This window comes from Bacillus lumedeiriae, assembly GCF_044891285.1.
Classification (GTDB): Bacteria; Bacillota; Bacilli; order Bacillales; family Domibacillaceae; genus Pseudobacillus; species Pseudobacillus lumedeiriae.
Window position 1 is genome coordinate 80571 of record NZ_JAUIYO010000004.1, and the last position, 26149, is coordinate 106719.

Here is a 26149-nt window from a genome sequence, read left to right on the forward strand (position 1 = left end):
AAGAGTTTCACCCCTCCCCTTCTCGGGAAGAGACTGTATAAAAAGAATGGAATTGCTTGTTACACTTCGAACATAAAGCAATGGCGAAGGTTCGCTTGGAATGATCTTCGCCATTGGAACAAAAATCCCTTATGTCTAGCTGAAAGCGTCAACTCATATGACGATTTCGTTCTTTCTGTCATGGACAAAAAGAACGGCTCCTCACCAGGAGCTAAAAATCTGTAATCACAATGAACGAGCGCCTTTCGCTTCTCAATAATTATTGACCTTGTACCATGAATGCGATAACTACCGCGATGATAGGAATCGCCTCTACTAACGCTACCCCGATAAACATTGTTGTTTGAAGCATACCGCGTGCTTCTGGTTGACGAGCGATACCTTCAACTGTTCTAGATACAATAAGACCGTTACCAATACCTGCACCAAGTGCGGCTAAACCAATTGCGATTGCTGCTGCTAAAAGACCCATTTTAAAATTTCCTCCTTAAATTTTATATAAAATAGTTTTTTAAAAATAGGTTCGTTCATGAAATGAACGGGTATATTTTAATGGTCATGGTTCACTTTGTGAGCCAGATAGACCATCGTTAACATAGTGAAGATAAATGCCTGAATTCCACCAACAAATACGGAGAACCCTTGCCATGCCAATGTTGGAATAACAGCGGCTAAATGTCCGCCGACTCCTGTAGCCAGGCTTCCTGCCAGCAATCCAAGAAGGATTTCACCGGCAAAGATGTTACCGTAAAGACGAAGACCAAGAGTGAGTGTATTAGCAAACTCTTCAACAATTTTCAATGGGAATAAGAATCCCATTGGACGAAAATAGTCTTTCGTATACTCACCAAAGCCTTTCATTTTAATTCCATAGTAATGCGATAGTGCGACAACCATGAATGCTAGTGTTAAAGTGATCACCGGGTCTGCTGTTGGTGACTTCCACCAGAGATAATCATTATACACTACCGAAAATGGCAAACCTACAAAGTTGGAAATGGCAATATAAAGGAATAACGTTAATCCAAGGGCATGAAAGCGTCCCCCCGTTTTCCAGTCCATATTGCTTTTGACGATACCTTTCACAAAATCCATGATCCACTCAAAAAAGTTTTGCAGACCAGTGGGCTTCATTGCTAAGCTTCTTGTAGAAATAACTGCAATCAAAAAGACGATTAGACTAGCAATAGTAATCATTAGCACATTGGCTAAGTTAAATGTTAAAGTAAACCCATCAAACACTTCCCAATCAATCGTTGGATTTTTATGATGCAACTGATTTCACCTCTCTTCCCCGGTTGTTCTGTTTATTAAAAAGTGAATAAAAAAATCTATCATAATGACAATGTAAGATGCCATTAATCCCAAAACGGTAGTGATGATACTGAAGTGATCTGGATAGCGGAGGGCAATCATCGCTGCCACGCCGGCTGTCGCCATTCGTGACATCGTGCCGAGTGACTGAAATTTTTTACCATGATCCAATGCTTGATTGAAACGGTTCATCCGCTTCAACATCAGCCAATGGTTGAAGAAGCTCAAAGCTGTGCCAAGAATGAGGCCGCCGAAAACCATCTTATACGGCGTTATTCCCCAGCAAAAAACAAAAACAGCAAGGAGATATAATATGTACTTTCGTTGTCTAGAAAGCGAATGCTGGAGTTCTCCCATAACTAATCCTCCGAATTGAAGTAACTAACTGTACGAAGCATCGAGATAATGCCGGCAGTTAATCCTAAGAGCAGTCCAACGATTAAAAAAAGCGGTTCGGTATTCCACTTCCCGTCCAGCCAGCGCCCACCGAAAATTCCGATGAGAATTGATCCCGTTATTTGCGCTAAAATCGCACTGTATAAGGTCATTGCTTTAAATGCACGTTTCTGGCTTTTCATGCGGAAACACCCCTGCTCCACAGTAGGTTTTACTTCAAAAAAAAAGAGCTTTTACACCCTATTTATACAATCCTGCCCTTTATCCTTTGTAAGCATACAATAGGGGTATTTTAATGTCAACGTGTACAAAGAAAAACCTCAAATTTTGTAACATACATTTCACAAATTGATCAAAACTTTTGTCGAACTATAAGTTATTCTTATCTGTATCAATAAGAGTAAATTAACTCTTCTCCGTGCATTACCTTTTGCGCCAATAAACGGCAGTCTTTTCTCTCTTTCAATCGTTTGATCTATCAGTCTATATAGAGTAGTTCACTATACAATAGAAGATACTACTCACCACCATTAAAAGAGGGGGGGCTGACTGCCCCCCCTCCCCTCTTTCTTTTTTGACTAGAAAATTACTGTCTCTTTTCTTTTAGGCTATGTTAAACTCCTTTGCTGATTGCCGCTGCAGGCGCTCTAATCAGCAAATGGACAAAATCAACAATGATCATTAACATAGCCTTCTTTTAAAATCGATCCGGCTTATCATTCGATGCTTGAAAATAATAACGAATCGCTTCACAAATGCGGCGGGAAGCTTCTCCATCTCCGTATGGGTTGGATGCTTTCGACATCTTTTCATATTCTGCTTCATCATTCAGCAGTTCTGTGGCCATTTGATAAATCGTATCTTCGTCCACACCCGCAAGCTTCAATGTGCCAGCTTGAATTCCTTCCGGCCGTTCCGTCGTGTCACGCAAAACGAGAACAGGCACACCGAGAGAAGGCGCTTCTTCCTGCACACCGCCGGAATCTGTCAAAATGAGATGAGCCCGCGCCGCAAAGTTGTGAAAATCAATCACATCGAGCGGCTCAATTAAATGAATGCGCGGATCATTACCTAGAATTTCATCAGCTATTTCACGAACAACTGGATTCATATGCATCGGATAAACTACTTGAATGTCTCCATTCTCTTCCACTAATCGCTTAATAGCACGGAACATGCTGCGCATCGGCTCGCCAAGATTTTCGCGGCGGTGAGCGGTCATCAGCACGAGGCGGTCATTTCCTAAACGATCAATGACTTCATGACTGTAGCTTTCTTTTACCGTCGTTTTCAACGCATCAATAGCTGTATTTCCTGTCACGAAAATCGTTTCCTCTTTTTTTCCTTCATTAAGTAAGTTTTCCTCTGCTTGATGAGTAGGAGAGAAATGAAGGTCAGCAATGACACCTGTTAACTGGCGGTTCATTTCTTCCGGGAACGGAGAATATTTATTCCATGTCCGTAAGCCGGCTTCTACATGGCCAACAGCAATTTGATTGTAAAAAGCAGCAAGGCTGGCAATAAACGTTGTGGCCGTATCACCGTGAACGAGAACAATATCTGGTTTCACTTCTTTCATGATTCGGTCTAACCCTTCAAGCCCCTTCGTCGTTACGTCAATGAGTGTCTGGCGGTCTTTCATAATGTTTAAATCGAAATCAGGCGTGATCTTAAAGATTTCGAGCACTTGATCGAGCATTTGCCGATGCTGAGCAGTGACCGTAACAATCGATTCAAACTGCTCAGGATATTTTTGCAATTCTAGAACGAGCGGCGCCATTTTAATCGCTTCAGGGCGCGTTCCAAAAATAGTCATTACTTTAATCGGGCGGTTCATCTTATCTGCACCTACTTCTAATTATTTTGTTCCGAACAGACGGTCCCCTGCATCCCCTAATCCTGGTACAATGTAGCCTTTTTCATTCAGCTTTTCATCTAATGCAGCGATATAAATATCAACATCCGGATGGGCTTCCTGCATCGCTTCCACTCCTTCAGGGGCAGCAACGAGGCACATAAACTTAATATGTTTGGCTCCACGCTTTTTCAAGGAGTGAATCGCCTCTACGGCTGATCCTCCTGTAGCGAGCATCGGGTCCACAACGATGAAATCTCTCTCTTCCACATCAGATGGAAGCTTCACGTAATATTCAACAGGCTTTAGTGTTTCCGGATCACGGTACAAGCCGACGTGTCCTACTTTGGCAGCAGGAATCAAATTCAAAATACCGTCTACCATACCGATCCCTGCGCGCAAAATCGGAACAACTCCCAGCTTTTTCCCAGACAATGTTTTGGCGTTTGCTTCGCAGACAGGCGTTTGGACTTTCACCTCTTGCAGCGGCATATCGCGGGTAATTTCAAAAGCCATTAACGTTGCTATTTCATCTACTAATTCACGAAATTCTTTTGTTCCAGTTTCTTTATCACGGATAATCGTCAACTTATGCTGGATTAATGGATGGTCAAATACATATACTTTTCCCAATGTCCTCGCTCCTTTATGTAAATATTTCAAGTTATGTCACACGAGCTTTCATGCGGCAAGCATCATAGCGGCAAAAAAAGAAGCCGCTCGTGCAGCCATTTTTCAACTTCTTTCAGCAAGCTTCTTTTTGATTTTACCCAAAAAGCCGAAGAAGAACAAATGGGAAGATAAAAAAGAGAGGAGTGTCCCGAAAGTATCACTTTTAGGTCATCTCCTTTTTTTATCATTCTTCAACCTCATCCGCTGATTTCTCCGCCAGGCGCTTCGCTTTCCCCCGCAGGAGTCTTCACGCCTGTCACTATTATCCACTCAGTGAAAACAATCGTTTGAACTTTGTCAAAGAGATATGTGTACAAACTGCCATAGATGTCTCTCTCACCCTTCTTATGCAAAAGGAAAGGACACAAAAAGCATCAGTATCTCTATGAAGAACCCAAAACAGCACCACGAATTTCGGATAAGAAATAGTATTCAAAAGTTTAATCCAAAGAAAAAAGACTGACCCTAAAAAGTCGTTTTTAACGACCTTTTGGGACAGCCTCCCTTCACCATTTAATTATATAAAGGATATTTCGCTGTTAAATCAGTTACACGCTGGCTCAGCTCTTTAAGCTTCGCTTCGTTTTCATGATTTTTCAGGGCAGTTCCAATAATATCAGCCACTTCATCCATCGCTTCCAAATCGAAGCCACGAGAAGTAACAGCAGCTGTACCAACGCGGATACCGCTCGTTACGAATGGACTTTCAGGATCGAATGGAATCGTATTTTTGTTCACTGTAATACCGACATCATCTAGTACCTTTTCAGCTACTTTTCCTGTTAAGCCTAAAGATTGTAAATCGATTAGCAGCAAGTGGTTATCTGTGCCGCCTGATACGAGGTTCACGCCTGCTTTCGTTAACCCTTCTCCTAAACGTTTAGCATTGTCGATAATATTTTGGGCATATGCTTTAAAGCTGTCATCCAATGCTTCACCGAAAGCAACAGCTTTAGCTGCGATCACATGCATAAGAGGTCCGCCTTGAATACCTGGGAAAATCGACTTGTCAATTTTCTTCGCAAACTCTTCTTTACAAATGATCATTCCTCCGCGTGGACCACGCAATGTTTTGTGAGTCGTTGTTGTTACGAAATCTGCGTAAGGAACTGGGCTTTGGTGAAGGCCAGCTGCTACGAGACCAGCAATGTGCGCCATATCAACCATTAAGTATGCCCCAACTTCATCCGCAATTTCACGGAACTTTGCGAAATCAATCGCACGCGGATAAGCACTCGCTCCTGCTACGATTAATTTTGGTTTGTGCTCTATTGCTTTTTGACGGACATCATCATAATCAATTCTCTGATCTTCTTTGCTTACACCGTATTCAATAAAGTTGTATTGCACACCGCTGAAGTTAACTGGGCTTCCGTGAGTTAGATGGCCGCCATGGGATAAGTTCATACCAAGAACTGTATCTCCTTGATTTAGGATAGTAAAGTAAACAGCCATGTTTGCTTGTGCACCTGAATGCGGCTGTACGTTCACGTGATCGCCGCCGAAAATTTCTTTCGCACGGTCACGGGCAAGATCTTCAACGACATCCACATGCTCACAACCGCCATAATAACGCTTGCCTGGATAGCCTTCCGCATATTTATTCGTTAACACAGAACCTTGTGCTTCCATTACAGCCTCGCTCACAAAGTTTTCAGAAGCGATCAATTCGATTTTCGTCTGCTGACGTTTGAACTCCTCTTGAATCGCTTCAAAAACAGCTGAATCTTGATCTTTAAGAGTACTCATTTCCAATCTCCTTTCATATTTGAGAAATATTTATGTGTTTATGTATTACTCAATTTTAAAAATTCATTTATATTCTATCACGTTTTCCGTCTGTTTCAAATGAAATAAATATAAAATCCGATCTTTTTATAAAAAACGGTCGACTTTCTTATTGAAAAGACGACCAAAACCTAACATTAACCAGTGCATTTTTCACTTGCATTCGTTTTTTCGTAAACAGCCCGGGCTCCGCCGATCAATTTCGGCCGTGTCACCGCCAGTGTAACATGGGCATTTCCTACTTCCTTTACACTCGTCCGCAGCGGAACTGCTACATGCTTCAAATGCATACCAATGAATGTATCACCAATATCAATACCCGCATCAGCTTTAATGAATTCGACAACAGCGCTATCCTGCTTCTGATTAAAGGCATAAGCAGCCATTGAACCGCCTGCCTGCCGGACTGGCACGACCGCTACTTCTTCAAGCTGCATCGAGCGGACCTGCTCCCGATCCACGACGAGCGCACGATTTAAATGCTCGCAGCATTGGAATGCAAGATGTAATCCATGTTCTTCCGCAAACGCCTGCAATTGCCCGTACACCATTTCAGCAATGTCTAATGTTCCTGCCGTACCGATTCTTTCACCGGCTATCTCAGAGGTTGAACAGCCGATTACGACTGTCTGGCCCTTTCGAAGACGTGCCTGCTGCTGAAACTCTTCCAAAATACGGTTAAGCTGGTGTTCCCAATCTGTAAGCTGCAACAAAGCTGATCCCTCCGTTTTAATTTCCCTCATATTTTTTAATTTTATTGAGACGGCTTTCATGGCGGCCGCCTTGATATTCAGTCGTCAGCCACACTCTGGCAATTTCACGAGCAAGGCCGGGTCCAATGATCCTTTCTCCCATCGCTAGTATGTTGCTGTCGTTGTGTTCTCTCGTTGCTCTTGCACTAAACATATCATGAACAAGCGCACAGCGTACCCCTTTTACTTTATTTGCCGCAATGCTCATCCCGATCCCTGTACCGCACACTAAAATACCGCGGTCAAACTCGCCGCGTGCTACCTTTTCTGCTACCGGTACAGCATAATCCGGATAGTCAACAGACTCGCCGCACCTGCATCCAAAATCCTCATACTCCAGACCAAGTTCATTCAGCAGGCTTTTTAATTCTTTCCGAATGTTCACTCCGCCATGGTCAGATGCAATTGCAATTTTCATGTTGGTAATCTCCTTTTGGCTTAACCGATTTTCTTCTATTTTGTCACAGGCACAAGAAAATGAAAAGGGGGAGACGCCTAGAGTCGAAATTGTATAATTGTTGACTTTAATTCTTCTGCTTGTTCCTTTAAATGCCCTGCCGCTCGTTCAATATCATGCATCACTTGTGTTTGTTCTTTTGTCGCTTGTGTCACTTCAACTGCCCCTGCAGATGTTTCTTCCGCAATGGCCGCCACTTCTTCAGACTGATTCGATGTTTGCTGGATACTGTTAAGCTGCTTATCCACAAGTCCGGAAATAATTTGTACCGCATCCGCCACTTCATGAATTTTTCCTGTCATTTGCTCAATGGCTGAATTTGCGTCTGATCCTTTTTGCACTTCTTTTTTCACTGTTTGTACTTGCGAAGTTGTTTTTTGTACAACTTGGTCTACTTCTTGTTGAATACGCTTAATCAGCTCAGAAATGTCATTCACGGCTGTTGCACTTTCATCTGCCAGCTTGCGGACTTCTTCGGCAACAACAGCAAAACCTTTGCCATGTTCACCGGCGCGTGCCGCTTCAATTGAAGCGTTTAGCGCCAGCAAGTTCGTCTGTGCTGCAATATCACCGACGAGCTGAATGATTTGCTCGACCTTGCGCGCATTCATTTCCAGTTCCTTCACAGCTTCCAGTGACTCCTCATTCTCCACCGACAACTGTTCCATCCCTAAAATGAGCGACTGAAAAATAGCTTTGCTTACTTGCAAATCCTCAACCATTTCTCCAGCTTGGACGGCCGATGCTTTCGCTTTCATTTGTACTTCAGCAGCAAGCTCTGTCACATCTTCAATAGACTCTGCTGTCGATTGAATAGCGGCCGCTGAGTTTTCGGCTCCAGCAGAAATTTCATCAACTGTCCGAAAAATCTCTTCTGCTCTTTCCGAAGCTTTGGTTGCTTCTGCTGATATTTGCACCACGCTTTCATTCGTTAAAGCAAAATTGTTATCAATCTTGTGTACGATCCCTCTTAAGTTTCCAAGCATGTGATTAAATGCTAGAGCAAGCGAACGAATTTCATCTTCACTTTCCGGCAGCTCAACATCCTGTTTAATGTTGCCCCGTGCAGCTTCCAAAGCAGCCGCTTCTAATCTCTTTAACGGCTTAACAAAATAACCGGCGGCAATATAGGCGAGAATGCCTGACCAGATGATACCTAACAATAAAGTGACCGCAGTAAATACCATTTCATTCATCCAAGAGAAATAAGCTGGATAAATATAATACATAAAGAAACCGCTCGTCGTATAAGTGATCAAAGCTAGAATGATTACGAAAAAAACAAGCTTCTTCCCTAGCCCAAATTTTGTTTCATGCTCATGTTCCATGTTTTCCCCTTCCCAGGATCGCTCCTGCTTCACTCTACAGTTTTTTTAGTACTTCAGTAATTAATCCATCCAGTTCTTCATACGTTCTGCGATAGTCCTCCACAGCTCCCCCATAAGGGTCAACGACGTCTTCTGGCCTTTCATAAACAAATTCTTTTAACGTCCACAACTTGTCGGAAACCTCTGGAAATGCACCCAAAATTAATTGCTTATGCCCATGAGTCATAGTGAAAATGACATCTGCCCAATTAACTACTTCTGCAGATATTTCCCGGGAAATATGTTCCATCGCGATTTCCTTTTCTTTTAAAACTTGAATAGCATGCGCTGCTGCCCGGCCGCCCGATGCTGCATAAATACCAGCAGACTGCACATTCCAGTCTTGCTTTTTATGCTTCATGATCGCTTCTGCCATTGGGCTTCTGCATGTATTGCCTGTACAAACAAATAGTACGTTCAACCGTTTCACCCTCCAGCTTTTTCATTCTTTTCTTTATAGTTTTAATTCTTTTTTCCATTATATAAGATTTCCCTAAAAAGAGGGTAAAAAGAGCTATAAATTTTTCCAATTAAAGAAAAAGCAGCTTTAATCCGAAAGCAAGCAATACACATCCGCCAAATGCTTCGCTGTATGCTCCAAACCATTTGCCAACCTTTTTACCAATTAACAGTCCACTCCATGTTAACCCTGTCGACATACTGCCAAATAAGAATAGAACGAGCAAAACTTTCGCTCCATAAATACCTAGTGTCAGCCCCACCGAAAAACTATCAAGGCTGACGATTAATGCAAATAATAGCAGCTGCCATCCAGAAGGAACGACTTTTTCTTCTTCCTGCTTTTGAAAAAAAGCAATGATCATTTGACTGCCAGCGATAATTAACAGCAAACCACCGACCAAAGCGGCAATTTCACCAAACGTCTCTGTAACAAATCTGCCGATCAGTATACCAAGAAGCGGCAAAGAAACGTGAAAGCCCCCTACTATAAGTCCGATATAAAATATCTTCTTTAATCTAATGGGCACCATGCCGATACCTAAACTTGCCGAAAAGGCATCCATGCCCAAAGCTAAAGCCAGCATACTTAAAGTAATGAATTCACCCATCTCTATCTTCATTCCCTCCCTTTTTGGACGTGCCTCTTTCCAACATATGCGGAAAGCTTTCAATACTTTCGCTTATACCTAAATGTCGGATAAAGAGAACCGTACAAATCTAGCAAACTTATGATTATAAACGACAGATTAGGGAATAAATAACCGGGTAAACCACATACATCTAATTTAGATATATATTTCACATTCAAAGGAGTGAACTTCCATCATTATACGAGAGCGTAAAGATGAATTCGTCATGATCGAGCAGGATCACCATGCACAAGTTTCCGGCAGGATCATGGCTCATTGGAAGGCTTCTTTGTTTCCTGGAGAAAATTTTAGAAAATCTGTCGAATACGCGATCTCAAGACATGACTGCGGGTGGAAGCCATTTGATCAAGAGCCCTTCTGGAATGATAAAAAACAAGCTCCGTATACATTCATTGACTTTCCAGTGTTAGCGAAAACGGTACTTTATAGGCATGGAATTGATGAAGTGGAGAAAGAAGATGCTTACGCCGCCCTTTTATGCAGCATGTATTATATGGGGTTTCTTAAAAATGAGGCTTCCGGTGAGGCGAAGGCTTTCCTGGCCCTAGAAAAGGAACGGCAGGAGCGGCTCATCCGCTCTCTTGAACTATCGGATCTATCACTTCTTAACTTTCATTGTGGGCTGCTGCAGTTCGGTGATCATCTTTCATTATATATTTGTCTAAATGAACCTGGTGCGGCAAAGGAAAAGGAGCTCCCATTTTTCCGTGACGGAATCCCGCTTTCAGCTGCCCTTTATCCATTCGAACAAAATAAAATCCAGCTGTACTGGAGAAATAAAGAGACAATTGCTATGGAAACCTTCCCTTTTGAACGTGAAATCACCATCACATTAAAACAAAAAATACTCCCAAAAGAAGCCATCGCCTCTAAAGGACTGCTTCAATGCTATAAAGAAGCTCCGCTCAATGAACTTACTATTCACTTAGTTGATCAAAATAGACAATAAAAAAAGGGACTTTCTCATAAAAGCCCGGCCTCTCCAGCTATATCTGTCTCTTTTACTTATTGAAGTGCGACAGATATAAGACAGAGTGGTCTGACATCGTTATGAGACAGCCCCATTCTTCGGTTTACTCTTTCATTTTTTCATGAATCCAGCGGTGGCCGGCAGCTTTCTCCAATCGATTCATAACCGCCAAGCCGACACCAGCAGTTGGGAATGTTTCGGAATAAATCATATCCACATCCGTTTCGTTAAAAGCCCTCAGTACATCGTAAAGACAATGAGCCACCGTCTTCAAGTCACGGCTGTTTCCACACGGCAGAATGACATCTGCCTCATAAAAGGAAAGATGATCTTCCGTCGTTAATAAACCGACTTTTTTTCCTTTTTGCTGCTGATCGCTTATTTGTGACTGAATCCACTCACAGCTTCCTTGAAGCAAATACAAGGGTGCATTTGGAGCGTAGTGGGTATATTTCATCCCTGGGGATTTCGGCTGCTTTTGTGCGTCAGTCAATGCCGCATCAACCGCTACCTCTCCTACAACTGCTTCTAGCTCTTCTTTCGTAATACCGCCCGGGCGCAAAATAACAGGTATGCTTCCTGTGCAATCCACAACCGTTGACTCCACACCTACTCCCGTACTGCCGCCATCCACAATTCCTGCAATCCTGCCGTCCAAGTCATCTTGTACATGCTTAGCAGAAGTAGGACTAGGTTTACCGGAACGGTTCGCACTCGGCGCAGCAATCGGCAGGCCGGCTTCCCTAATAACGGCCAGTGCTACAGGATGATCCGGCACACGGACGGCCACTGTATCAAGTCCAGCTGTTACAAGATCAGACAACCGATTGGGCTGTTTCTTTAAAATAATCGTCAACGGTCCTGGCCAAAATTCCTGCATAAGCTTTTGGGCCGTTGCTGATATATGAATCGCTACATCCGCTGCTTGCTGCTCTGATGCAATGTGGACAATCAGTGGATTATCAGCCGGCCGGCCTTTTGCCGCAAATATTTTCCCTGCTGCTTCGTTTGACAACGCATTGCCCCCAAGCCCATACACCGTTTCAGTCGGGAAAGCTACAACCTCATTTTTCTTTAATAACTGAGCTGCCTCTTTTATTTGTGGATAGGTTACTAACATATCCACATGATTATCCACAAACCAATATTTTGTCTGCATTTTACTCACCTATATTTTATTTCTTCATTTTTTGCGTAATTTCTACGCTTTTTGCAAAAAAAATGAGAGGTTAATTGTATACTATTCACAATTTCATCAAAACTGTCCACATCATGTGGATAATATTTTTTTAATTGTTAATAACCCTGTGGATAGATGTGGATAATTTTCTGAAAAGTCATATAATTTACGTTTCATCCACAAATCCCCTACTGATTTGTTAATAACTTTTAAGATCATTTGTCGAACTTTCATTCTCCTCTTTTAAACAGCTCAACGATAGCGAATTTCACTTCCGGAGTCTGCTGCTCTCCTTCCGCGTAAACAGGCTCTTTCGTTTGATCCTGCTGGACATTCTCTTCTATCCCAGGGCTGACGGCAGTACCGCTTGAAAAATCAAGAAAGCATAGCGGCGGGTATAATACACACCACCAGTTGGCGCCCGTTCCTTCACCAATCGTAATAACAATCGCCTCGTATTCACCAGCCGGATACAAAAATTGGCCGTACAGCTTCGTCGGGAATTTCGCCTTGCCGAAGTTCACTTGAATACTATTAGATACTCCTTCTTTTTCCGCCCGCTTCAAAGCGATTTGCTGAATTTCTGGGAGCTTGCTCTTTAACAAGCGGCGGGCTTCAGGCAGAGACTCCAAGTCAGATACCCACTTTGTAATTTCCGTATTCACATCATCCCTAATTTTTCTTTTTAGCTCCTGATCCTCTGTACTATCGCTGTTTGCGAGAATCCGCAGCCTAATGGCTTCTTTCGGAATGACAATCGTTTCTTCCGCCTCTGCGGCCTGATTTGGTATATATAAACTTGTAATAGTACTGAGTGATAAGATTATTAAATAGATGCCTGCTATTAGTTTATTCATTGTTTTCCCCTCCTGACAAACAGTCTGTCCAGAAAAGAAAAACTTAAACAATGAAACTATTAAATTTTCATAAAAACCATTCGATCTTTGCCGTTAATATCATATTCCACTGTAACAGCAGCCTGTGGAAAAGCTTGCTGCAACAATTCAGCCACCGCTTCCCCCTGCCCTGCTCCAACTTCAAAACCGACAAATGCACCAGGATTCAGCACCTTAGGCAGCTGTTCACAGAAGCGGCGGTACAAATCAAGCCCATCTTCTCCTCCATAAAGCGCAAGTTCCGGCTCATGATCAGCGACAACAGTCGATAAAGTCTCTCGATCAGACAGCGGGATATACGGCGGATTGGAGAGAAGCAAATCTAGCTTCATACTCCGTTCAATAAACGGAGTAAGTAAATCTCCATGTAAAAATTGGACATCAGCTTTTAGTGCCTCACTGTTTCGTTTCGCCGTCTGTAATGCTTTTTCAGAAAGGTCCGAAGCATAGACAGTAAGCTGCGGCCATTCAAGTTTCATCGTAATAGCAATTGCCCCGCTGCCCGTACCAATGTCAGCCATGATGATGTCTTTCTCTGGTGCTGACTTCGATTTTCTTTTGTGGAGTGTATGCCACACGAGTTCCTCCGTTTCCGGACGAGGAATGAGTACATCACTGTTCACGATAAAGCTCCGTCCATAAAATTGTTCTGTGCCGATCATATGCTGAATAGGCACACCTGCCCCATGACGGTTGACCATTTCCTTAAATATTTGCTGCTGCTCCTCAGTCAGCTGTTCGTGCATATTCGCCAGCAGCTCTGAGCGCCCCATATTAACAATATGCTGAAGCAGCAGTTCACCTGCATTGGCGTCCCGCTTATGCTCTATTAAAAACGAAGAAGCCCATCGAAGGGCCTCATATATTTTTTGGGTCATATTTAATCCTGTAAATTTTCAAGCTTGGAAGACTGTTCTTCCATAATGAGCGCATCTAGCACTTCATCCAGCTTGCCTTCTAGAATTTGGTCGAGCTTTTGAATCGTTAAACCGATGCGGTGGTCAGTCACACGGTTTTGCGGGAAATTGTATGTCCGGATGCGTTCGGAACGATCACCAGAGCCAACAGCTGACTTCCGCTGCGCATCGTATTCGGCCTGTGCTTCCTGTTGAAACTTATCATAAACGCGGGCACGCAGAACTTTCATTGCTTTTTCTTTATTTTTAATTTGCGACTTTTCATCTTGGCACGAAACAACAGTCCCAGTCGGCAGATGTGTTAAACGTACAGCTGACATCGTCGTATTCACACTTTGTCCGCCCGGGCCGCTCGATGCAAATGTATCTACGCGGATATCTTTGTCATGAATATCGATCTCTACATCTTCCGCTTCAGGCAAACACGCTACAGTAGCTGTAGAAGTGTGAATACGGCCGCCTGATTCCGTTTCCGGCACACGCTGTACACGGTGAGCGCCGTTTTCATATTTCATCTTAGAAAAAGCGCCCTTTCCGTTGATCATAAAAATGATTTCTTTATATCCCCCAAGGCCGGTAGAGTGAGCTTCAATAACCTCTGTTTTCCAGCCTTGTGCCTCAGCAAAGCGGCTATACATCCGATACAAGTTACCGGCAAATAAAGCGGCTTCATCCCCGCCGGCTGCCCCGCGGATCTCCATAATGACGTTTTTATCGTCATTCGGGTCTTTCGGAATTAACAAGATTTTCAAACGCTCTTCATACTGCTCAAGCTTTTCCTCGAGCTCATTTATTTCTTCCTTCACCATTTCACGCATATCAGCGTCCAGTTTTTCATCCAACATCGCTTTTGCTTCTTCGTACTGTTCCTTTGCTTCTTTATATTCACGGTACACGAGCACCGTTTCCTGAATATCAGACTGCTCTTTTGAATAATCTCTTAGCTTACTCGGATTATTCACAATTTCCGGATCACTTAACAGTTCATTTAACTTTTCATAACGGTCTTCCACCGCCTGTAAACGGTCAAACATAGCCTCACCTCAAATTTCGTCCATAATGTCACTATTATAATATATCGAAAATATCCATACAACGTAGAAGAAAAGCGGAAGCGCCTGTTCTGCTCCGACAGGCAAATGTTCTTTCCCAAAAGAAGTTGCTCTTTGACTTCATTAGGGAAAGGTTATTTGACCCGAGGAGCAAGGTGCTGCAGCGGGGCAAGAAAAGCGGAGACAACCGCTCGCCAAAAAGAGCTGCCTCAAAATCAAAGTGTCAGATCTTATGAGACAACTCCTGTCTTTGTTTTTATTCACTTTTTTCCACAGCTGCTTCTTGTTTATACACAGAGCTGCGCGGGACTTCATGGTGATGGCGGCATCGCGGCTCATAACTTTCGGCGGCTCCGACTAAAATAATCGGATCATCGTACCCTGCCGGCTTACCGTCGATTAAACGCTGTGTCCGGCTGGCGGGTGATCCGCAGACGGCACAAACGGCTTGCAGCTTCGTAACAAGTTCCGCTATGGCCATTAAGGCCGGCATCGGATGAAATGGCTCCCCTCGAAAATCTTGATCAAGCCCGGCTAAAATGACACGATGGCCGCGGTCAGCCAATGTTTGGATAGTTGAAATGATATCATTGTCGAAAAACTGAGCCTCGTCAATAGCAACTAGATCAACCTCCGAGGAAACAGCTGCTAAAATCGCAGATGATTCTTCCACAGGTACGGCTACTACAGCTGAGCCATTATGGGATACAATGGATTTTTCGCTGTAACGGTTATCTATTTTTGGCTTAAACACCATGATTGTTTGTTTGGCAAACTGTGCACGTCGAACACGACGAATGAGCTCCTCTGATTTTCCCGAGAACATACTGCCACAAATCACTTCAACCCATCCTGTTTGTTTCATCACATACATGAGATCATATAGGCCTCGCTTTCACTATCCTTTTCTTTTCCTCAAAAAGGAAAATTCATTAAACCCACCTATTGACTTCCGCTCCAACCAGCAAAAGCAACAATAGCCATGAACATAGGTAAAAAGGAAAAAACAGGCAAGCAGTTATAGATAACTTCTTGCCTGTTTTTTATGTTTAACTTACTTATTTTTCATGCCGTATTTTTTGTTGAAGCGGTCAACACGTCCGCCAGCATCAGCAAATTTTTGACGACCAGTATAGAATGGATGGCATTCAGAACAAACCTCAATACGAATTTGCTCTTTAACGGAACCAGTTTCAAACTCGTTACCGCATGCACATTTCACCATTGCTTTTTTATAATCTGGATGAATAGCTGCTTTCATTCTTGTCATCTCCTTCCGCCCTGAATCATTTTAGAAACAGAGTTGTCTATACGAAATACGGCTTCATTGCCCCGTACTTATATGCTAAGCACACTGACATAATTATAACAAGTGTTTGTCCAAAAATCAAACATGAATTATAAAATTCGTTTCGATGAACCGCCTGCTTTAATTTCTGCTACAAGCTGCTCAATAAATTCGGCATTCGTTTTCGTCTGCCGCAGACGGCGCAGGAACTTCTCAGCAAGATCCGGCGAATCAGACATTGTTTTACGAATGGACCAGATCATATCGAGCTGCCCTTTTTCAATAAGCAGTTCTTCTTTACGCGTGCCAGAACGTTTAATGTCAATGGCAGGGAAAATGCGGCGCTCAGCAAGTGAACGATCAAGGTGAAGCTCCATATTTCCCGTTCCTTTAAATTCTTCATAAATAACGTCATCCATACGAGAACCTGTATCGACGAGAGCTGTCGCAAGAATCGTTAAACTGCCGCCTTCTTCAATGTTACGAGCCGCTCCAAAAAAGCGTTTCGGACGGTGGAAAGCGGCCGGGTCAATCCCCCCAGACAACGTGCGTCCACTCGGTGGAATGACGAGATTGTAAGCTCTTGCCAAACGTGTAATGCTATCCATTAAGATAATCACGTCACGCTTATGTTCAACAAGACGCATGGCCCGTTCCAACACAAGTTCAGCCACTTTAATATGATTTTCCGGCACTTCGTCAAATGTTGAACTGATGACTTCCGCCTGAACAGAACGCTCGATATCCGTTACTTCCTCTGGGCGCTCATCAATCAATAGAACAATTAACTCGGCTTCCGGATGATTCGCTGTAATAGAGTTGGCAATTTCTTTTAATAAGATCGTTTTCCCCGCTTTTGGCGGAGCAACAATCAATCCACGCTGGCCAAAACCGACAGGCGAAATCAAGTCCATGATTCTTGTAGAAAGATTTCTTGGGTTCGTTTCAAGTACAATTTGGCGATCCGGATATAAAGGAGTCAATGCTGGAAAGTGGACACGTTCTTTAGCAGATTCGGGGTCATCTCCATTCACCGCTTCAACGTGCAGGAGACCGTAGTAGCGCTCATTTTCCTTTGGAGGGCGTACTTTACCTGATACTTTATCACCATTTCTCAAGTCAAAACGGCGAATTTGTGAGGCTGAAATATAAATATCCTCAGAACTCGGCGAATAATTGATCGGTCTTAAAAAACCAAAGCCTTCAGATTGGATAATCTCCAAAACACCTTCCATAAAAAAGAAGCCTTGTTCTTCGGCGCGAGCTTTTAAAATAGCAAAAATTAATTCTTTTTTCGTCAGTTTACTGTAATAAGAAATCTTGTATGTCCGCGCAAGTTCATAAAGTTCCTTCAGCTTTAAATTTTCCAAATACGAAATTGTCAGTTCTTCCATTTTGGCACCACACTTTTATTTAGTTCTCCCCTAATTGAAGAGAGTAAGCATTTCTTTCTTTATCTAGTATCTAGCGTCGCCCCAGAACAGTCGGCGCCGCTTTTCTTTGTCCAGCTGCAGCGCCTTGCTCCTCGGGTCAAATAACCTTCATCCAATGAAGTCAAAGGGCGGACTTCTTTGGGTGAAGAACATTTGCCTGTCGGAGCAAAACAGGCGCTTACGCTTTTCTTTAAAATAATATCTATTTTAACCTGTTCGGGTAAATGTCGCAATCATCGAATGAAAAAGGAGAGGAACGTTATGTTGGTGTACAAGGTTGAGTGGGATTGGAAACAGCAAGAGCAGGCTGAAGGGCCGGTTGTTGCTGGCACAAGCCCGCTTGCTGTTAAGTAACTGACTAACAATGATTGTTCTATTAAATTAAGGCTTAATCACTAAGTTTGGTTTTTTCTCCAGGCTGTGGCGCCCTTCAATGAAACGAACTGTACCTGACTTTGCCCGCATAACAACAGAATGAGTCTCGCCGTATAAACCTTTAAATTGAACACCGCGCATGAGTTCACCATCTGTTACACCAGTCGCAGCAAAAATAGCATCGTCACCGCGCACGAGATCTTCCATACGAAGCACTTTTGCTATATCAATGCCCATTTTTCCGCAGCGTGTTATTTCTTCTTCACTTTGCGGTAACAGACGCCCTTGGATTTCTCCGCCAAGACATTTCAATGCAACGGCTGCAATCACGCCTTCAGGAGCACCGCCGGAACCGAATAAAATATCCACACCTGTTTGGTCAAAAGCTGTGTTGATCGCTCCAGCTACATCACCATCATTGATTAATTTAATACGAGCGCCTGCCTCGCGAAGCTGAGCAATGATTTCCTCATGGCGCGGACGGTTTAATACCGTAGCCACTACATCTTGGATATCTTTATTCTTCGCTTTTGCTACGGCTTTTAAGTTATCTAGAACAGAAGCGTTAATATCAATTTGACCGACCGCTTCAGGTCCTACAGCAATCTTTTCCATATACATATCAGGAGCATGCAAAAGGTTGCCTTGGTCTGCTACAGCAAGCACAGCCAGCGCGTTCCAGCCGCCTGATGCAACAATGTTCGTACCTTCCAGTGGATCAACTGCTATATCTACCAGCGGACCGTGGCCTGTGCCAAGCTTTTCACCAATGTAAAGCATCGGAGCTTCATCCATTTCTCCTTCTCCGATAACGACCGTTCCTTGCATTGGAATCGTATCAAACACATCGCGCATAGCAGTTGTGGCCGCGTCATCTGCTTCCATTTTCTTTCCTCTTCCCATCCAGCGTGCAGAAGACAAAGCGGCTGCTTCCGTTACACGGACAAGCTCCATTGATAAACTTCTTTCCATTTTATGTTTTCCTCCCGTATTACAACTGCAATTTTAGATTCGTATAACCTAATTAACATATATATTGTAACACATTACACGAAACATGCGGGGAAGTTCTTCATGAGCTTTTTATTTGTTCAAACTCTTCCCCCGACAACCCTTCCCGCCAAAGCTCTGCCCCAAGAAGGGTGAGTTTTTCTACGAGCATGCTGTAGCCCCTGTCAATATGTTCAAGCCCTGTCAGTTCCGTTATTCCTTCTGCCATTAATCCAGCAATCACAAGCGCTGCTCCAGCGCGTAAATCGCTTGCTCTCACTTTGGCCCCGCGAAGCTGAACCGGTCCGTTAATAACCGCTGCTCTTCCTTCTACTTTCGTAATCGCATTCATTCTGCGCAATTCATCGAGGTGCTTAAAGCGGGCTGAATAAATCGTATCCGTGATGACAGCCGTACCTTCTGCTTTTGTTAACAGAGTCGTAAAAGGCTGCTGCAAATCGGTTGGAAAGCCTGGATAGACAAGCGTTTTAATATCGACTGCTTTTAGCTTTTCCGCTTTACCAACAAATATCTTATCGTCTCCGATTTCCACAGGTACATTCATTTCCCGCAATTTAGCTATTAAGGATTCCAAATGAAGAGGAATGACATTATCAATGACAATTCCCTCCCCTGCAGCTGCTGCTAAAATCATAAATGTGCCCGCTTCAATCCGGTCTGGAATGATCGTATGGCGGCAGCCGTCTAGCTTATCCACACCGTCAATCCGAATAATATCCGTCCCAGCCCCTTTGATTTTCGCTCCCATGTTGTTTAATAATGTAGCGACATCAATAATTTCCGGCTCCTTTGCCGCATTTTCAATGACGGTTTGTCCTTTTGCCCGTACAGCAGCCAGCATAATATTAATCGTCGCACCAACACTCACAACATCTAAGTAAATTCTTGCACCGCGCAGCTCTTTTGCCCGCAAGTAAATGGCACCTTGTTCATTGGTCACTTCTGCTCCGAGCGCTTCAAACCCTTTTATATGCTGGTCAATCGGCCGCGGGCCTAAATGACAGCCTCCCGGCAAACCGATGACCGCTTTTTTAAATTTACCGAGCATAGCCCCCATTAAATAGTAGGAAGCACGTAATTTCTTTACTTTTCCATTTGGCAGCGGCATAGCTACCATATTCGCTGGGTTAACGACCATTTCACCATTTTTAAAGGTGACTTCGCCTCCAATTTCCTCAAGCAGTCCTTTCAGCATATGAATATCAGAAATATCGGGCATCCCTTCAATTGTTACCGAAGACTCAGCTAAAATCGTGGCCGGAACTAAAGCAACTGCGCTATTTTTCGCTCCGTCCACTTTGATTGTGCCTTTTAGCGGATGGCCTCCCACAATTTTCAGTTTTTCCATTTTCTGCTCCCTTCTTTCACGCACTGGCTAACGAAAAAAGAATCCTTCCACGATGTGCTGACAACTATTTTCATTAGTTATAGGTTATCCCAGTTCAGTGAAAACATGTAAACAAATGGATGTTTATTTTGATTGGCGTTTTTCCCAGTCAGCTAAAAATATATCGATTCCTTTGTCAGTAAGTGGATGGCTGAACATTTGTTTTAACACTTTAAATGGTACAGTTGCAATATGAGCACCGCGCAAAGCTGCATCTGTAATGTGCTGTGGATGACGAATCGAAGCAGCGATAATCTCTGATTCAATGCCATGAATAGCAAAAATAGAGGCAATCGTCTCGATTAAATCCAAACCGTTATGACCGATATCATCTAGTCGTCCTAAGAATGGTGAAACATAGGAAGCACCTGCTCTTGCCGCAAGTAACGCTTGGTTCGCACTAAACACAAGTGTCACATTCGTTTTAATGCCTTCCTTCGCAAAAACAGCGACTGCTTTCAATCCTTCTGGAGTCATAGGCACTTTCACTGTAATATTCGGTGCAATCTTCGCCAATTCGCGGCCCTCTTTAATCATTCCTTCTGCATCAAGCGAAATGACTTCTGCACTAACTGAATCGCTCACTAAAGCAGTGATTTCACGAAGACGGTCATGGAAGGAAACTGCCTCTTTTGCCACTAAAGACGGATTCGTTGTCACCCCTGATAAAATCCCCCAAGAGTGGGCTTCTTCAATTTCTTCCATATTTGCTGTATCAATAAATAATTTCATCCGTGTTCTCTCCTTTTAATCTTGTTTACGCTTCCGCTTTTCTTTGTCCAGCTACGCCTCCTTGGGACTCAAGGTCATAAGCCAGTCTGTCTGCATGGCTGAAAAGCGCCATTTCGTCAGCCTGTCATATGCTTGTCGTCCCAAAACAGTCGGCTCCGCTTTTCTTGCTATGTACGGAAACCGCCTTATTTTGATAAGGCGGTTTCTATGCGTCTTTATAAATGAACAGGTTTTTATGCTTTTCCAGAAGAACCGAATTCGCGCATTTTGCCTTTGACTGTTTCTTTGATCGTGTCACGTGCAGGCCCTAAGTATTTGCGCGGATCGTATAGATCTGGTTTTTCGGCTAGAACTTCACGAATCGTTTTCGCTGAAGTAATTTGGTTTTCTGTGTTCACGTTAATTTTGGCTGTTCCAAGAGAGATCGCACGTTGAATATCTTTCGTTGGAATACCAGTACCTCCGTGAAGAACGAGCGGAACACCAGTTAAGTTCATTACTTCTTCCATGCGGTCAAATCCAAGTTTCGGTTCGCCTTTGTATGGACCATGAACAGATCCCAGTGCTGGAGCAAAGCAGTCCACACCTGTTTCACGAACTAATTGATCGCATTCTGCCGGAATGGCGTAAGCTGCCTCGGCATCATCTACAATGAGGTCATCTTCCTGTCCACCGATACGGCCAAGTTCCGCCTCGACAGATACACCGTGAATGTGAGCAAGTTCGACTACTTTTTTCGTTAAGGCAATGTTGTGCTCAAGAGGATGATGAGAACCATCAATCATTACAGATGTGAAGCCTGCATGAATGGCTTTGGCACACATTTCAAAGCTGGAACCGTGATCTAGGTGAATCGCTGTCGGAACAGTGATTTCGTATTCTTCCATTAACGCTTTAACCATAGCCACAACGAGTTTGAAGCCGCCCATGTAACGAGCTGCTCCTTCGGAAACACCAAGAATGACTGGTGATTTTTCTTCTTCTGCCGCCTGCAAAATCGCTTGTGTAAATTCAAGATTGTTTAAGTTAAATTGCCCGACAGCATATTTTTCTTCTTTTGCTTTATTCAGCATATCCGTCATGGAAACTAAAGGCATGATTATTTTCCTCCTTGATAAACTAAAGTACATCTTTTAAGTATTCACTTACAGATCAATTTACATTTGTATCATACCAAAATAACCGGTCCTTTACCAACGTAAATATGACCGGTTATCTCTTACGAAAATATGTACTCTTTTACAGTTGTACGAATGTCATCAATGTCAAACGGCTTAGCGAAATGTGTGAGTGCCCCAAGATCCCTTGCTTGTTGAATCATGTCGAGCTCTCCATAAGCTGTCATGATAATGACCCGCATACTGCTGTCTTTTTCCTTTATTCTTTTTAAAATTTCAATGCCGTCCATACCCGGAATTTTCATATCCAACAAAACTAAATCGGGTGAATGATTGTCAACAATTTCAAGAGCCTGTATTCCATTTGCCGCCTGAAAAGTTTCATATCCTTCTTTTTGCAAAACCTCATTTAATAAAATACGTATACCAAATTGATCATCTACAATAAGTATTTTTCCATTCAATTGTCTTTCCCCCTCGTCTCCATTCATCAGTTCGTTTTTATCAACAACACTTGCTTTCTACAGTGCTCATGATCCTCCTTGATCAATGAACGTCCCCGGAAAGCAAACATTTTTAATCAGCTTAAAGATGCTTAAAATTGACTTCGTCTATAAACCGATTTATGTATTTATAATATTTATGTATTTATAATAAAGAATAAACATTTTTCCCAGTCGTTTACTGTCCGTTTGTAAATAATTCTGGCTTGATTCCCAAAATTCCTGCTTGAATATACAAATTTCTGCTTTTTGCTCCAAAATTGAAAGAAATGTATAATGAATGAACAAGTAAGGAGGCAGAAGCATGTTAAAAATGTTTACCACTCAATTGAATGGCTTATTTCAACGAATTGCTGATAAAGAAGGAGATTCTATTGAAGATGGCGCTCGTCTGCTTGCGCAGGCAATCGTTGGTGAAGGCCATATTTACATACAAGGATTTGGAGAAATGAAAGCGGTGGAAGCAGAAGCACTAGCCGGTGCCGAACCGTTCACCCGCTGCCAGCGGCTCGATACAGCTGATACACTAACAGCAAGCGACCGTGTTCTTCTTGTCAGCCGTTTCGCTCACGATTCCGAAGCCTTGGCTGCTGCGTCTATTCTCCAAGAAAAAGACATTCCTTTCGTCGCCGCAGCCGGTCTCGTACAAACGGAAGAAGATGCACTCGATGCACTTGCAGATGTGTTTATCGACACGAAACTGATTAAAGGCTTACTTCCTGACGAAACAGGCGGCCGCACAGGCTTTCCATCGAGCCTCGCTGCACTGTATATTTACTTTTTACTAAAGCTGACAATAGACGAAATCTTACGGGATCAAGACTGAGTGAGCTCCCAAGATACAAACCCAGTCGTTTTCCAAATTATTAAAAAGCCTTTAAAGCGTTTTTTGCTTTAAAGGCTTTTTTATGCTTATTGATTAGCCAGTGTCGCTTCAATAAATCCGCGGAAAAGCGGCTGCGGGCGAGTCGGGCGTGATGTAAATTCAGGATGGAACTGAGCCGCTACAAACCAAGGATGATCTTCTAACTCGATGATCTCCACAAGACGGCCATCTGGACTTGTTCCAGAGAAGATAAATCCTTTTTTCTCCATTTCCTCACGATATTCATTGTTGAATTCATAGCGATGGCGATGACGCTCATATACCACTTCTTCCTGGTACGCTTCATATGCTTTTGATCCTTTTTGAAGCTTGCATGGATATAAACCTAGGCGCAGTGTGCCTCCGAGATCTTCCACATCTTTTTGTTCCGGCAGCAAGTCAATAACCGGGTACGGAGTTGCTGGATCAATTTCAGATGAATTGGCTCCTTCCAACTGAACGACGTTTCTTGCATACTCGATGGAAGCAAGCTGCATACCAAGGCAAATACCGAATAATGGCACGTTGTTTTCGCGGGCATATTTAATGGCTTCAATTTTACCAGAAATTCCACGGTCGCCAAAGCCGCCAGGTACTAAAATACCATCTGCACCTTTCAGTTTTGCTTCCGCATTTTCAGCATATAACTCGGCTGCACTGATCCAGTCGATCTCAACATCTGCATCAAAAACATAACCAGCATGGCGCAGCGCTTCAACGACTGAAATATATGCATCTTGCAGCTCAACATATTTTCCAACAAGCGCAATCTTTGTTTTCTTTGTTAAGCTGCGAACTTGATGAACAAGCTCTTTCCAATCATCCATTTCTGCATCATGGCACTGAAGTTTTAAATGATGGCAGACAAGATCATCCATTTTCTGCTCTTGAAGAGAAAGCGGTACAGCATAAAGTGTATCTGCATCCATCGCTTCAATCACGGCTTCCGGCGCAATATCACAGAAAAGAGCTAACTTATCTTTCATATCTTGTGAAATTGGCATTTCTGTACGGACAACGATAATATTCGGCTGAATACCAAGGCTGCGAAGTTCCTTCACACTGTGCTGCGTTGGTTTTGTTTTCATTTCTCCAGCAGCTTTCAAATATGGGATCAATGTACAATGGATATACATAACATTGTCAGCACCGATATCACTTTTAATTTGGCGGATTGCCTCTAGGAATGGTAAAGACTCAATGTCTCCAACCGTTCCGCCAATTTCAGTAATGACAACGTCTGCTTTCGTTTCTTTACCCGCAAGAAAAACGCGGTCCTTGATTTCATTTGTGATATGCGGGATTACTTGCACTGTGCCGCCTAAGTATTCTCCGCGTCGTTCCTTACGCAAAACTGTTGAATAAATTTTACCAGTCGTGACGTTGCTATGCTTATTTAAATTAATGTCAATGAAGCGCTCGTAATGACCTAAGTCCAAATCCGTTTCCGCACCGTCATCAGTAACGAATACTTCTCCATGCTGATAAGGGCTCATTGTTCCCGGATCGACGTTAATATATGGATCAAACTTTTGGATTGTCACTTTTAACCCACGGTTTTTTAACAAGCGGCCAAGAGAAGCAGCCGTAATCCCTTTACCTAAAGAAGAAACAACTCCGCCTGTTACAAAGATATATTTAGTCAATTTGAAAAGCCCCCTTCAATCTATTGTTCCTTTTATTATTTAAATGAATACACGATTTTTATGAGGGCAAAAAGCAAAAAAGCCCCCGTTACTTAACACAGTAAAGGGAGCGTTATAAACGTCAACTTGTCTCCTTAAAGAGCCCAAATAACATACTACAATTTGAAATAAAGGAGGTCAAGAAAAGATTAATTTTCTTTATTTTAAGTCTTCTTCCTCGTCTTCGTCGAGATCGTATTCATCTTCGGCCGCAAGATCATCTTCAAATTCCTCGTCCTCGTCCTCGTCAAGATCGTCCAGATCCTCTTCGTCGACTTCTTCTATATCCTCGTCATCTAGATCTTCAAAATCGTCCTCGTCAAATTCTTCATCTTCTTCGACTACATCCACTTCATCCAGATCCTCTTCATCGAAGTCGATTTCTTCTTTAGATGCTTTTTTCGTTTTCTTCTTTTTCGCTTTCACAGCAGGTGCTGCCTCTTCTTCCAGCTGATCAACTGGATACCATGCACGCAGACCCCAGCGATTTTCTCCAAATGTAATAAACCGGCCGTCAATATTTAGGTCGGTGTAAAACTGACTGATACGGGATTTCAATTCAACATCGCTTGATTCTTGATACTTCTGAATTTGAGAAAGTATTTCTTGAAATGCAATCGGCTGCTTGTTTTCTTTTAAAATAGCATAGGCGATTTCAATCATGGACATTTCTTTCAATTCTTCTGTAGACAATTGCTTCAAATTCACATCCGCACTTCCCTTCTCTATTTACACACTCAATTAGAGTGAAAAAGGCCATATTGATCATTATAAACACTCGCGCTTTCATTATGCCATATTTATGTAAAGATTTCTGCTTTTTTTTCGTCTGTCTCCTCCTGAATAACTTCTTCAGGCAGTTTTTCATCCTTACTCTTTGTCCTTATCACAGCTAATGCCCGGTAAAACAAGAAAAAAGACAACAGGATAAAAGGGATGGCCCCGAGCTGAATATTATAAAGCCACAAAGCACTATACATACACGCTCCAAGCATAATGATACTTAAGGTTCTCTTTATCATTT

General features: G+C 42.9%; 29 protein-coding genes. 2 read left to right on the forward strand and 27 right to left on the reverse strand.

All coding sequences use genetic code 11. From position 1 onward, the window contains the following. Nucleotides 1–259: 259 nt before the first annotated feature. The 12 genes from atpE to QYG89_RS08040 all read right to left on the reverse strand — a co-directional run bounded on the left by atpE (nucleotide 260) and on the right by QYG89_RS08040 (nucleotide 9683). Nucleotides 260–472, reverse strand: coding sequence for a F0F1 ATP synthase subunit C (gene atpE / locus QYG89_RS07985; RefSeq protein WP_006838507.1), 213 nt, complete (start codon nucleotides 470–472; stop codon nucleotides 260–262). A 77-nt stretch (nucleotides 473–549) separates the two neighbouring features. Then, nucleotides 550–1275 carry a F0F1 ATP synthase subunit A gene (atpB, locus tag QYG89_RS07990; protein WP_404316358.1) on the reverse strand — a complete coding sequence of 242 codons (726 nt, stop codon included), beginning with the start codon at nucleotides 1273–1275 and terminating at the stop codon, nucleotides 550–552. Between the two features lie 6 nt (nucleotides 1276–1281). Beyond that, on the reverse strand, nucleotides 1282–1671 hold the full coding sequence (locus tag QYG89_RS07995; RefSeq protein WP_404316360.1) for an ATP synthase subunit I: 390 nt from the start codon (nucleotides 1669–1671) through the stop codon (nucleotides 1282–1284). 2 nt (nucleotides 1672–1673) lie between these two features. Further along, nucleotides 1674–1892 (reverse strand): AtpZ/AtpI family protein, encoded by a 219-nt coding sequence (locus tag QYG89_RS08000; RefSeq protein ID WP_404316362.1) that lies wholly within the window; start codon nucleotides 1890–1892, stop codon nucleotides 1674–1676. 515 nt (nucleotides 1893–2407) lie between these two features. Beyond that, complete coding sequence (gene wecB, locus QYG89_RS08005) at nucleotides 2408–3547, reverse strand: non-hydrolyzing UDP-N-acetylglucosamine 2-epimerase (protein WP_404316364.1); 1140 nt, start codon at nucleotides 3545–3547, stop codon at nucleotides 2408–2410. Between the two features lie 21 nt (nucleotides 3548–3568). Further along, nucleotides 3569–4198 (reverse strand): uracil phosphoribosyltransferase, encoded by a 630-nt coding sequence (upp, locus tag QYG89_RS08010; protein WP_404316366.1) that lies wholly within the window; start codon nucleotides 4196–4198, stop codon nucleotides 3569–3571. A 552-nt stretch (nucleotides 4199–4750) separates the two neighbouring features. Beyond that, nucleotides 4751–5986 (reverse strand): serine hydroxymethyltransferase, encoded by a 1236-nt coding sequence (glyA, locus tag QYG89_RS08015; protein WP_404316369.1) that lies wholly within the window; start codon nucleotides 5984–5986, stop codon nucleotides 4751–4753. A gap of 176 nt (nucleotides 5987–6162) precedes the next feature. Beyond that, nucleotides 6163–6735: a TIGR01440 family protein gene (locus QYG89_RS08020; protein ID WP_404316590.1), complete on the reverse strand. Its 573-nt coding sequence runs from the start codon at nucleotides 6733–6735 to the stop codon at nucleotides 6163–6165. 19 nt (nucleotides 6736–6754) lie between these two features. Then, complete coding sequence (rpiB, locus tag QYG89_RS08025) at nucleotides 6755–7195, reverse strand: ribose 5-phosphate isomerase B (protein WP_404316371.1); 441 nt, start codon at nucleotides 7193–7195, stop codon at nucleotides 6755–6757. A gap of 77 nt (nucleotides 7196–7272) precedes the next feature. Then, nucleotides 7273–8562, reverse strand: a complete 1290-nt coding sequence (locus QYG89_RS08030; RefSeq protein ID WP_404316374.1) for a methyl-accepting chemotaxis protein — start codon at nucleotides 8560–8562, stop codon at nucleotides 7273–7275. Between the two features lie 34 nt (nucleotides 8563–8596). Next, the gene (locus tag QYG89_RS08035) at nucleotides 8597–9031 is read right to left on the reverse strand and encodes a low molecular weight protein arginine phosphatase (RefSeq protein ID WP_404316376.1); all 435 of its coding nucleotides are present in this window, start codon (nucleotides 9029–9031) and stop codon (nucleotides 8597–8599) included. 100 nt (nucleotides 9032–9131) lie between these two features. Next, nucleotides 9132–9683, reverse strand: coding sequence for a manganese efflux pump MntP (locus tag QYG89_RS08040; RefSeq protein ID WP_404316378.1), 552 nt, complete (start codon nucleotides 9681–9683; stop codon nucleotides 9132–9134). 208 nt (nucleotides 9684–9891) lie between these two features. On the opposite strand from QYG89_RS08040, the gene QYG89_RS08045 reads away from it, so the two are divergent. After that, nucleotides 9892–10662 carry a DUF3891 family protein gene (locus QYG89_RS08045; RefSeq protein WP_404316591.1) on the forward strand — a complete coding sequence of 257 codons (771 nt, stop codon included), beginning with the start codon at nucleotides 9892–9894 and terminating at the stop codon, nucleotides 10660–10662. A gap of 124 nt (nucleotides 10663–10786) precedes the next feature. On the opposite strand, the gene QYG89_RS08050 is transcribed toward QYG89_RS08045, so the two are convergent. The 12 genes from QYG89_RS08050 to QYG89_RS08105 form a co-directional block, all read right to left on the reverse strand. Further along, nucleotides 10787–11842: an L-threonylcarbamoyladenylate synthase gene (locus QYG89_RS08050; protein WP_404316380.1), complete on the reverse strand. Its 1056-nt coding sequence runs from the start codon at nucleotides 11840–11842 to the stop codon at nucleotides 10787–10789. A gap of 251 nt (nucleotides 11843–12093) precedes the next feature. Continuing rightward, on the reverse strand, nucleotides 12094–12720 hold the full coding sequence (gene spoIIR, locus QYG89_RS08055) for a stage II sporulation protein R (protein WP_404316383.1): 627 nt from the start codon (nucleotides 12718–12720) through the stop codon (nucleotides 12094–12096). Between the two features lie 59 nt (nucleotides 12721–12779). Next, complete coding sequence (gene prmC, locus QYG89_RS08060) at nucleotides 12780–13637, reverse strand: peptide chain release factor N(5)-glutamine methyltransferase (protein WP_404316385.1); 858 nt, start codon at nucleotides 13635–13637, stop codon at nucleotides 12780–12782. Nucleotides 13638–13639: 2 nt separating this feature from the next. After that, nucleotides 13640–14710: a peptide chain release factor 1 gene (gene prfA, locus QYG89_RS08065; RefSeq protein WP_404316387.1), complete on the reverse strand. Its 1071-nt coding sequence runs from the start codon at nucleotides 14708–14710 to the stop codon at nucleotides 13640–13642. 274 nt (nucleotides 14711–14984) lie between these two features. Further along, nucleotides 14985–15602, reverse strand: a complete 618-nt coding sequence (locus QYG89_RS08070) for a thymidine kinase (RefSeq protein ID WP_404316389.1) — start codon at nucleotides 15600–15602, stop codon at nucleotides 14985–14987. A gap of 180 nt (nucleotides 15603–15782) precedes the next feature. Next, entirely contained in the window at nucleotides 15783–15989 is a 207-nt protein-coding gene (rpmE, locus tag QYG89_RS08075) for a 50S ribosomal protein L31 (RefSeq protein ID WP_404316392.1), read from the reverse strand. A 137-nt stretch (nucleotides 15990–16126) separates the two neighbouring features. Continuing rightward, nucleotides 16127–17410: a transcription termination factor Rho gene (gene rho / locus QYG89_RS08080; protein ID WP_404316394.1), complete on the reverse strand. Its 1284-nt coding sequence runs from the start codon at nucleotides 17408–17410 to the stop codon at nucleotides 16127–16129. Nucleotides 17411–17830: 420 nt separating this feature from the next. Further along, entirely contained in the window at nucleotides 17831–18796 is a 966-nt protein-coding gene (gene glpX / locus QYG89_RS08085; RefSeq protein ID WP_404316397.1) for a class II fructose-bisphosphatase, read from the reverse strand. Between the two features lie 100 nt (nucleotides 18797–18896). Next, entirely contained in the window at nucleotides 18897–20183 is a 1287-nt protein-coding gene (locus QYG89_RS08090; protein WP_404316399.1) for a UDP-N-acetylglucosamine 1-carboxyvinyltransferase, read from the reverse strand. A gap of 123 nt (nucleotides 20184–20306) precedes the next feature. Next, a complete protein-coding gene (gene fsa, locus QYG89_RS08095; RefSeq protein WP_404316401.1) occupies nucleotides 20307–20954 on the reverse strand; it encodes a fructose-6-phosphate aldolase in 648 nt (215 codons plus the stop codon). A 233-nt stretch (nucleotides 20955–21187) separates the two neighbouring features. Further along, nucleotides 21188–22051 carry a class II fructose-1,6-bisphosphate aldolase gene (gene fba / locus QYG89_RS08100; protein ID WP_404316403.1) on the reverse strand — a complete coding sequence of 288 codons (864 nt, stop codon included), beginning with the start codon at nucleotides 22049–22051 and terminating at the stop codon, nucleotides 21188–21190. A gap of 122 nt (nucleotides 22052–22173) precedes the next feature. Next, nucleotides 22174–22536, reverse strand: a complete 363-nt coding sequence (locus QYG89_RS08105; RefSeq protein WP_404316405.1) for a response regulator — start codon at nucleotides 22534–22536, stop codon at nucleotides 22174–22176. A 343-nt stretch (nucleotides 22537–22879) separates the two neighbouring features. Between QYG89_RS08105 and QYG89_RS08110 the strand changes: the two genes are divergently transcribed. Next, entirely contained in the window at nucleotides 22880–23401 is a 522-nt protein-coding gene (locus tag QYG89_RS08110) for a DUF2529 domain-containing protein (RefSeq protein ID WP_404316407.1), read from the forward strand. An 86-nt stretch (nucleotides 23402–23487) separates the two neighbouring features. On the opposite strand, the gene QYG89_RS08115 is transcribed toward QYG89_RS08110, so the two are convergent. The 3 genes from QYG89_RS08115 to QYG89_RS08125 form a co-directional block, all read right to left on the reverse strand. Then, nucleotides 23488–25086, reverse strand: a complete 1599-nt coding sequence (locus tag QYG89_RS08115; protein WP_404316409.1) for a CTP synthase — start codon at nucleotides 25084–25086, stop codon at nucleotides 23488–23490. 198 nt (nucleotides 25087–25284) lie between these two features. Then, nucleotides 25285–25833, reverse strand: a complete 549-nt coding sequence (gene rpoE / locus QYG89_RS08120; protein ID WP_404316411.1) for a DNA-directed RNA polymerase subunit delta — start codon at nucleotides 25831–25833, stop codon at nucleotides 25285–25287. Between the two features lie 92 nt (nucleotides 25834–25925). Then, on the reverse strand, nucleotides 25926–26147 hold the full coding sequence (locus QYG89_RS08125) for a hypothetical protein (RefSeq protein WP_404316413.1): 222 nt from the start codon (nucleotides 26145–26147) through the stop codon (nucleotides 25926–25928). Between the last annotated feature and the right edge of the window lie 2 nt (nucleotides 26148–26149).

Excerpts from the sequence above, each read along its gene's own strand:
- glpX (WP_404316397.1), bottom strand. The coding sequence starts at position 18,796 with ATGGAAAGAAGTTTATCAATGGAGCTTGTCCGTGTAACGGAAGCAGCC.
- wecB (WP_404316364.1), bottom strand. The coding sequence starts at position 3,547 with ATGAACCGCCCGATTAAAGTAATGACTATTTTTGGAACGCGCCCTGAA.
- QYG89_RS08110 (WP_404316407.1), top strand. The coding sequence starts at position 22,880 with ATGTTAAAAATGTTTACCACTCAATTGAATGGCTTATTTCAACGAATT.
- QYG89_RS08030 (WP_404316374.1), bottom strand. The coding sequence starts at position 8,562 with ATGGAACATGAGCATGAAACAAAATTTGGGCTAGGGAAGAAGCTTGTT.
- fba (WP_404316403.1), bottom strand. The coding sequence starts at position 22,051 with ATGCCTTTAGTTTCCATGACGGATATGCTGAATAAAGCAAAAGAAGAA.
- QYG89_RS08050 (WP_404316380.1), bottom strand. The coding sequence starts at position 11,842 with ATGCAGACAAAATATTGGTTTGTGGATAATCATGTGGATATGTTAGTA.
- rho (WP_404316394.1), bottom strand. The coding sequence starts at position 17,410 with ATGGAAGAACTGACAATTTCGTATTTGGAAAATTTAAAGCTGAAGGAA.
- QYG89_RS08040 (WP_404316378.1), bottom strand. The coding sequence starts at position 9,683 with ATGAAGATAGAGATGGGTGAATTCATTACTTTAAGTATGCTGGCTTTA.
- spoIIR (WP_404316383.1), bottom strand. The coding sequence starts at position 12,720 with ATGAATAAACTAATAGCAGGCATCTATTTAATAATCTTATCACTCAGT.
- rpiB (WP_404316371.1), bottom strand. The coding sequence starts at position 7,195 with ATGAAAATTGCAATTGCATCTGACCATGGCGGAGTGAACATTCGGAAA.
- QYG89_RS07995 (WP_404316360.1), bottom strand. The coding sequence starts at position 1,671 with ATGGGAGAACTCCAGCATTCGCTTTCTAGACAACGAAAGTACATATTA.
- QYG89_RS08000 (WP_404316362.1), bottom strand. The coding sequence starts at position 1,892 with ATGAAAAGCCAGAAACGTGCATTTAAAGCAATGACCTTATACAGTGCG.
- glyA (WP_404316369.1), bottom strand. The coding sequence starts at position 5,986 with ATGAGTACTCTTAAAGATCAAGATTCAGCTGTTTTTGAAGCGATTCAA.
- fsa (WP_404316401.1), bottom strand. The coding sequence starts at position 20,954 with ATGAAATTATTTATTGATACAGCAAATATGGAAGAAATTGAAGAAGCC.
- QYG89_RS08090 (WP_404316399.1), bottom strand. The coding sequence starts at position 20,183 with ATGGAAAAACTGAAAATTGTGGGAGGCCATCCGCTAAAAGGCACAATC.
- QYG89_RS08125 (WP_404316413.1), bottom strand. The coding sequence starts at position 26,147 with ATGATAAAGAGAACCTTAAGTATCATTATGCTTGGAGCGTGTATGTAT.
- prmC (WP_404316385.1), bottom strand. The coding sequence starts at position 13,637 with ATGACCCAAAAAATATATGAGGCCCTTCGATGGGCTTCTTCGTTTTTA.
- QYG89_RS08070 (WP_404316389.1), bottom strand. The coding sequence starts at position 15,602 with ATGTATGTGATGAAACAAACAGGATGGGTTGAAGTGATTTGTGGCAGT.
- rpmE (WP_404316392.1), bottom strand. The coding sequence starts at position 15,989 with ATGAAAGCAGCTATTCATCCAGATTATAAAAAAGCAATGGTGAAATGT.
- prfA (WP_404316387.1), bottom strand. The coding sequence starts at position 14,710 with ATGTTTGACCGTTTACAGGCGGTGGAAGACCGTTATGAAAAGTTAAAT.
- atpE (WP_006838507.1), bottom strand. The coding sequence starts at position 472 with ATGGGTCTTTTAGCAGCAGCAATCGCAATTGGTTTAGCCGCACTTGGT.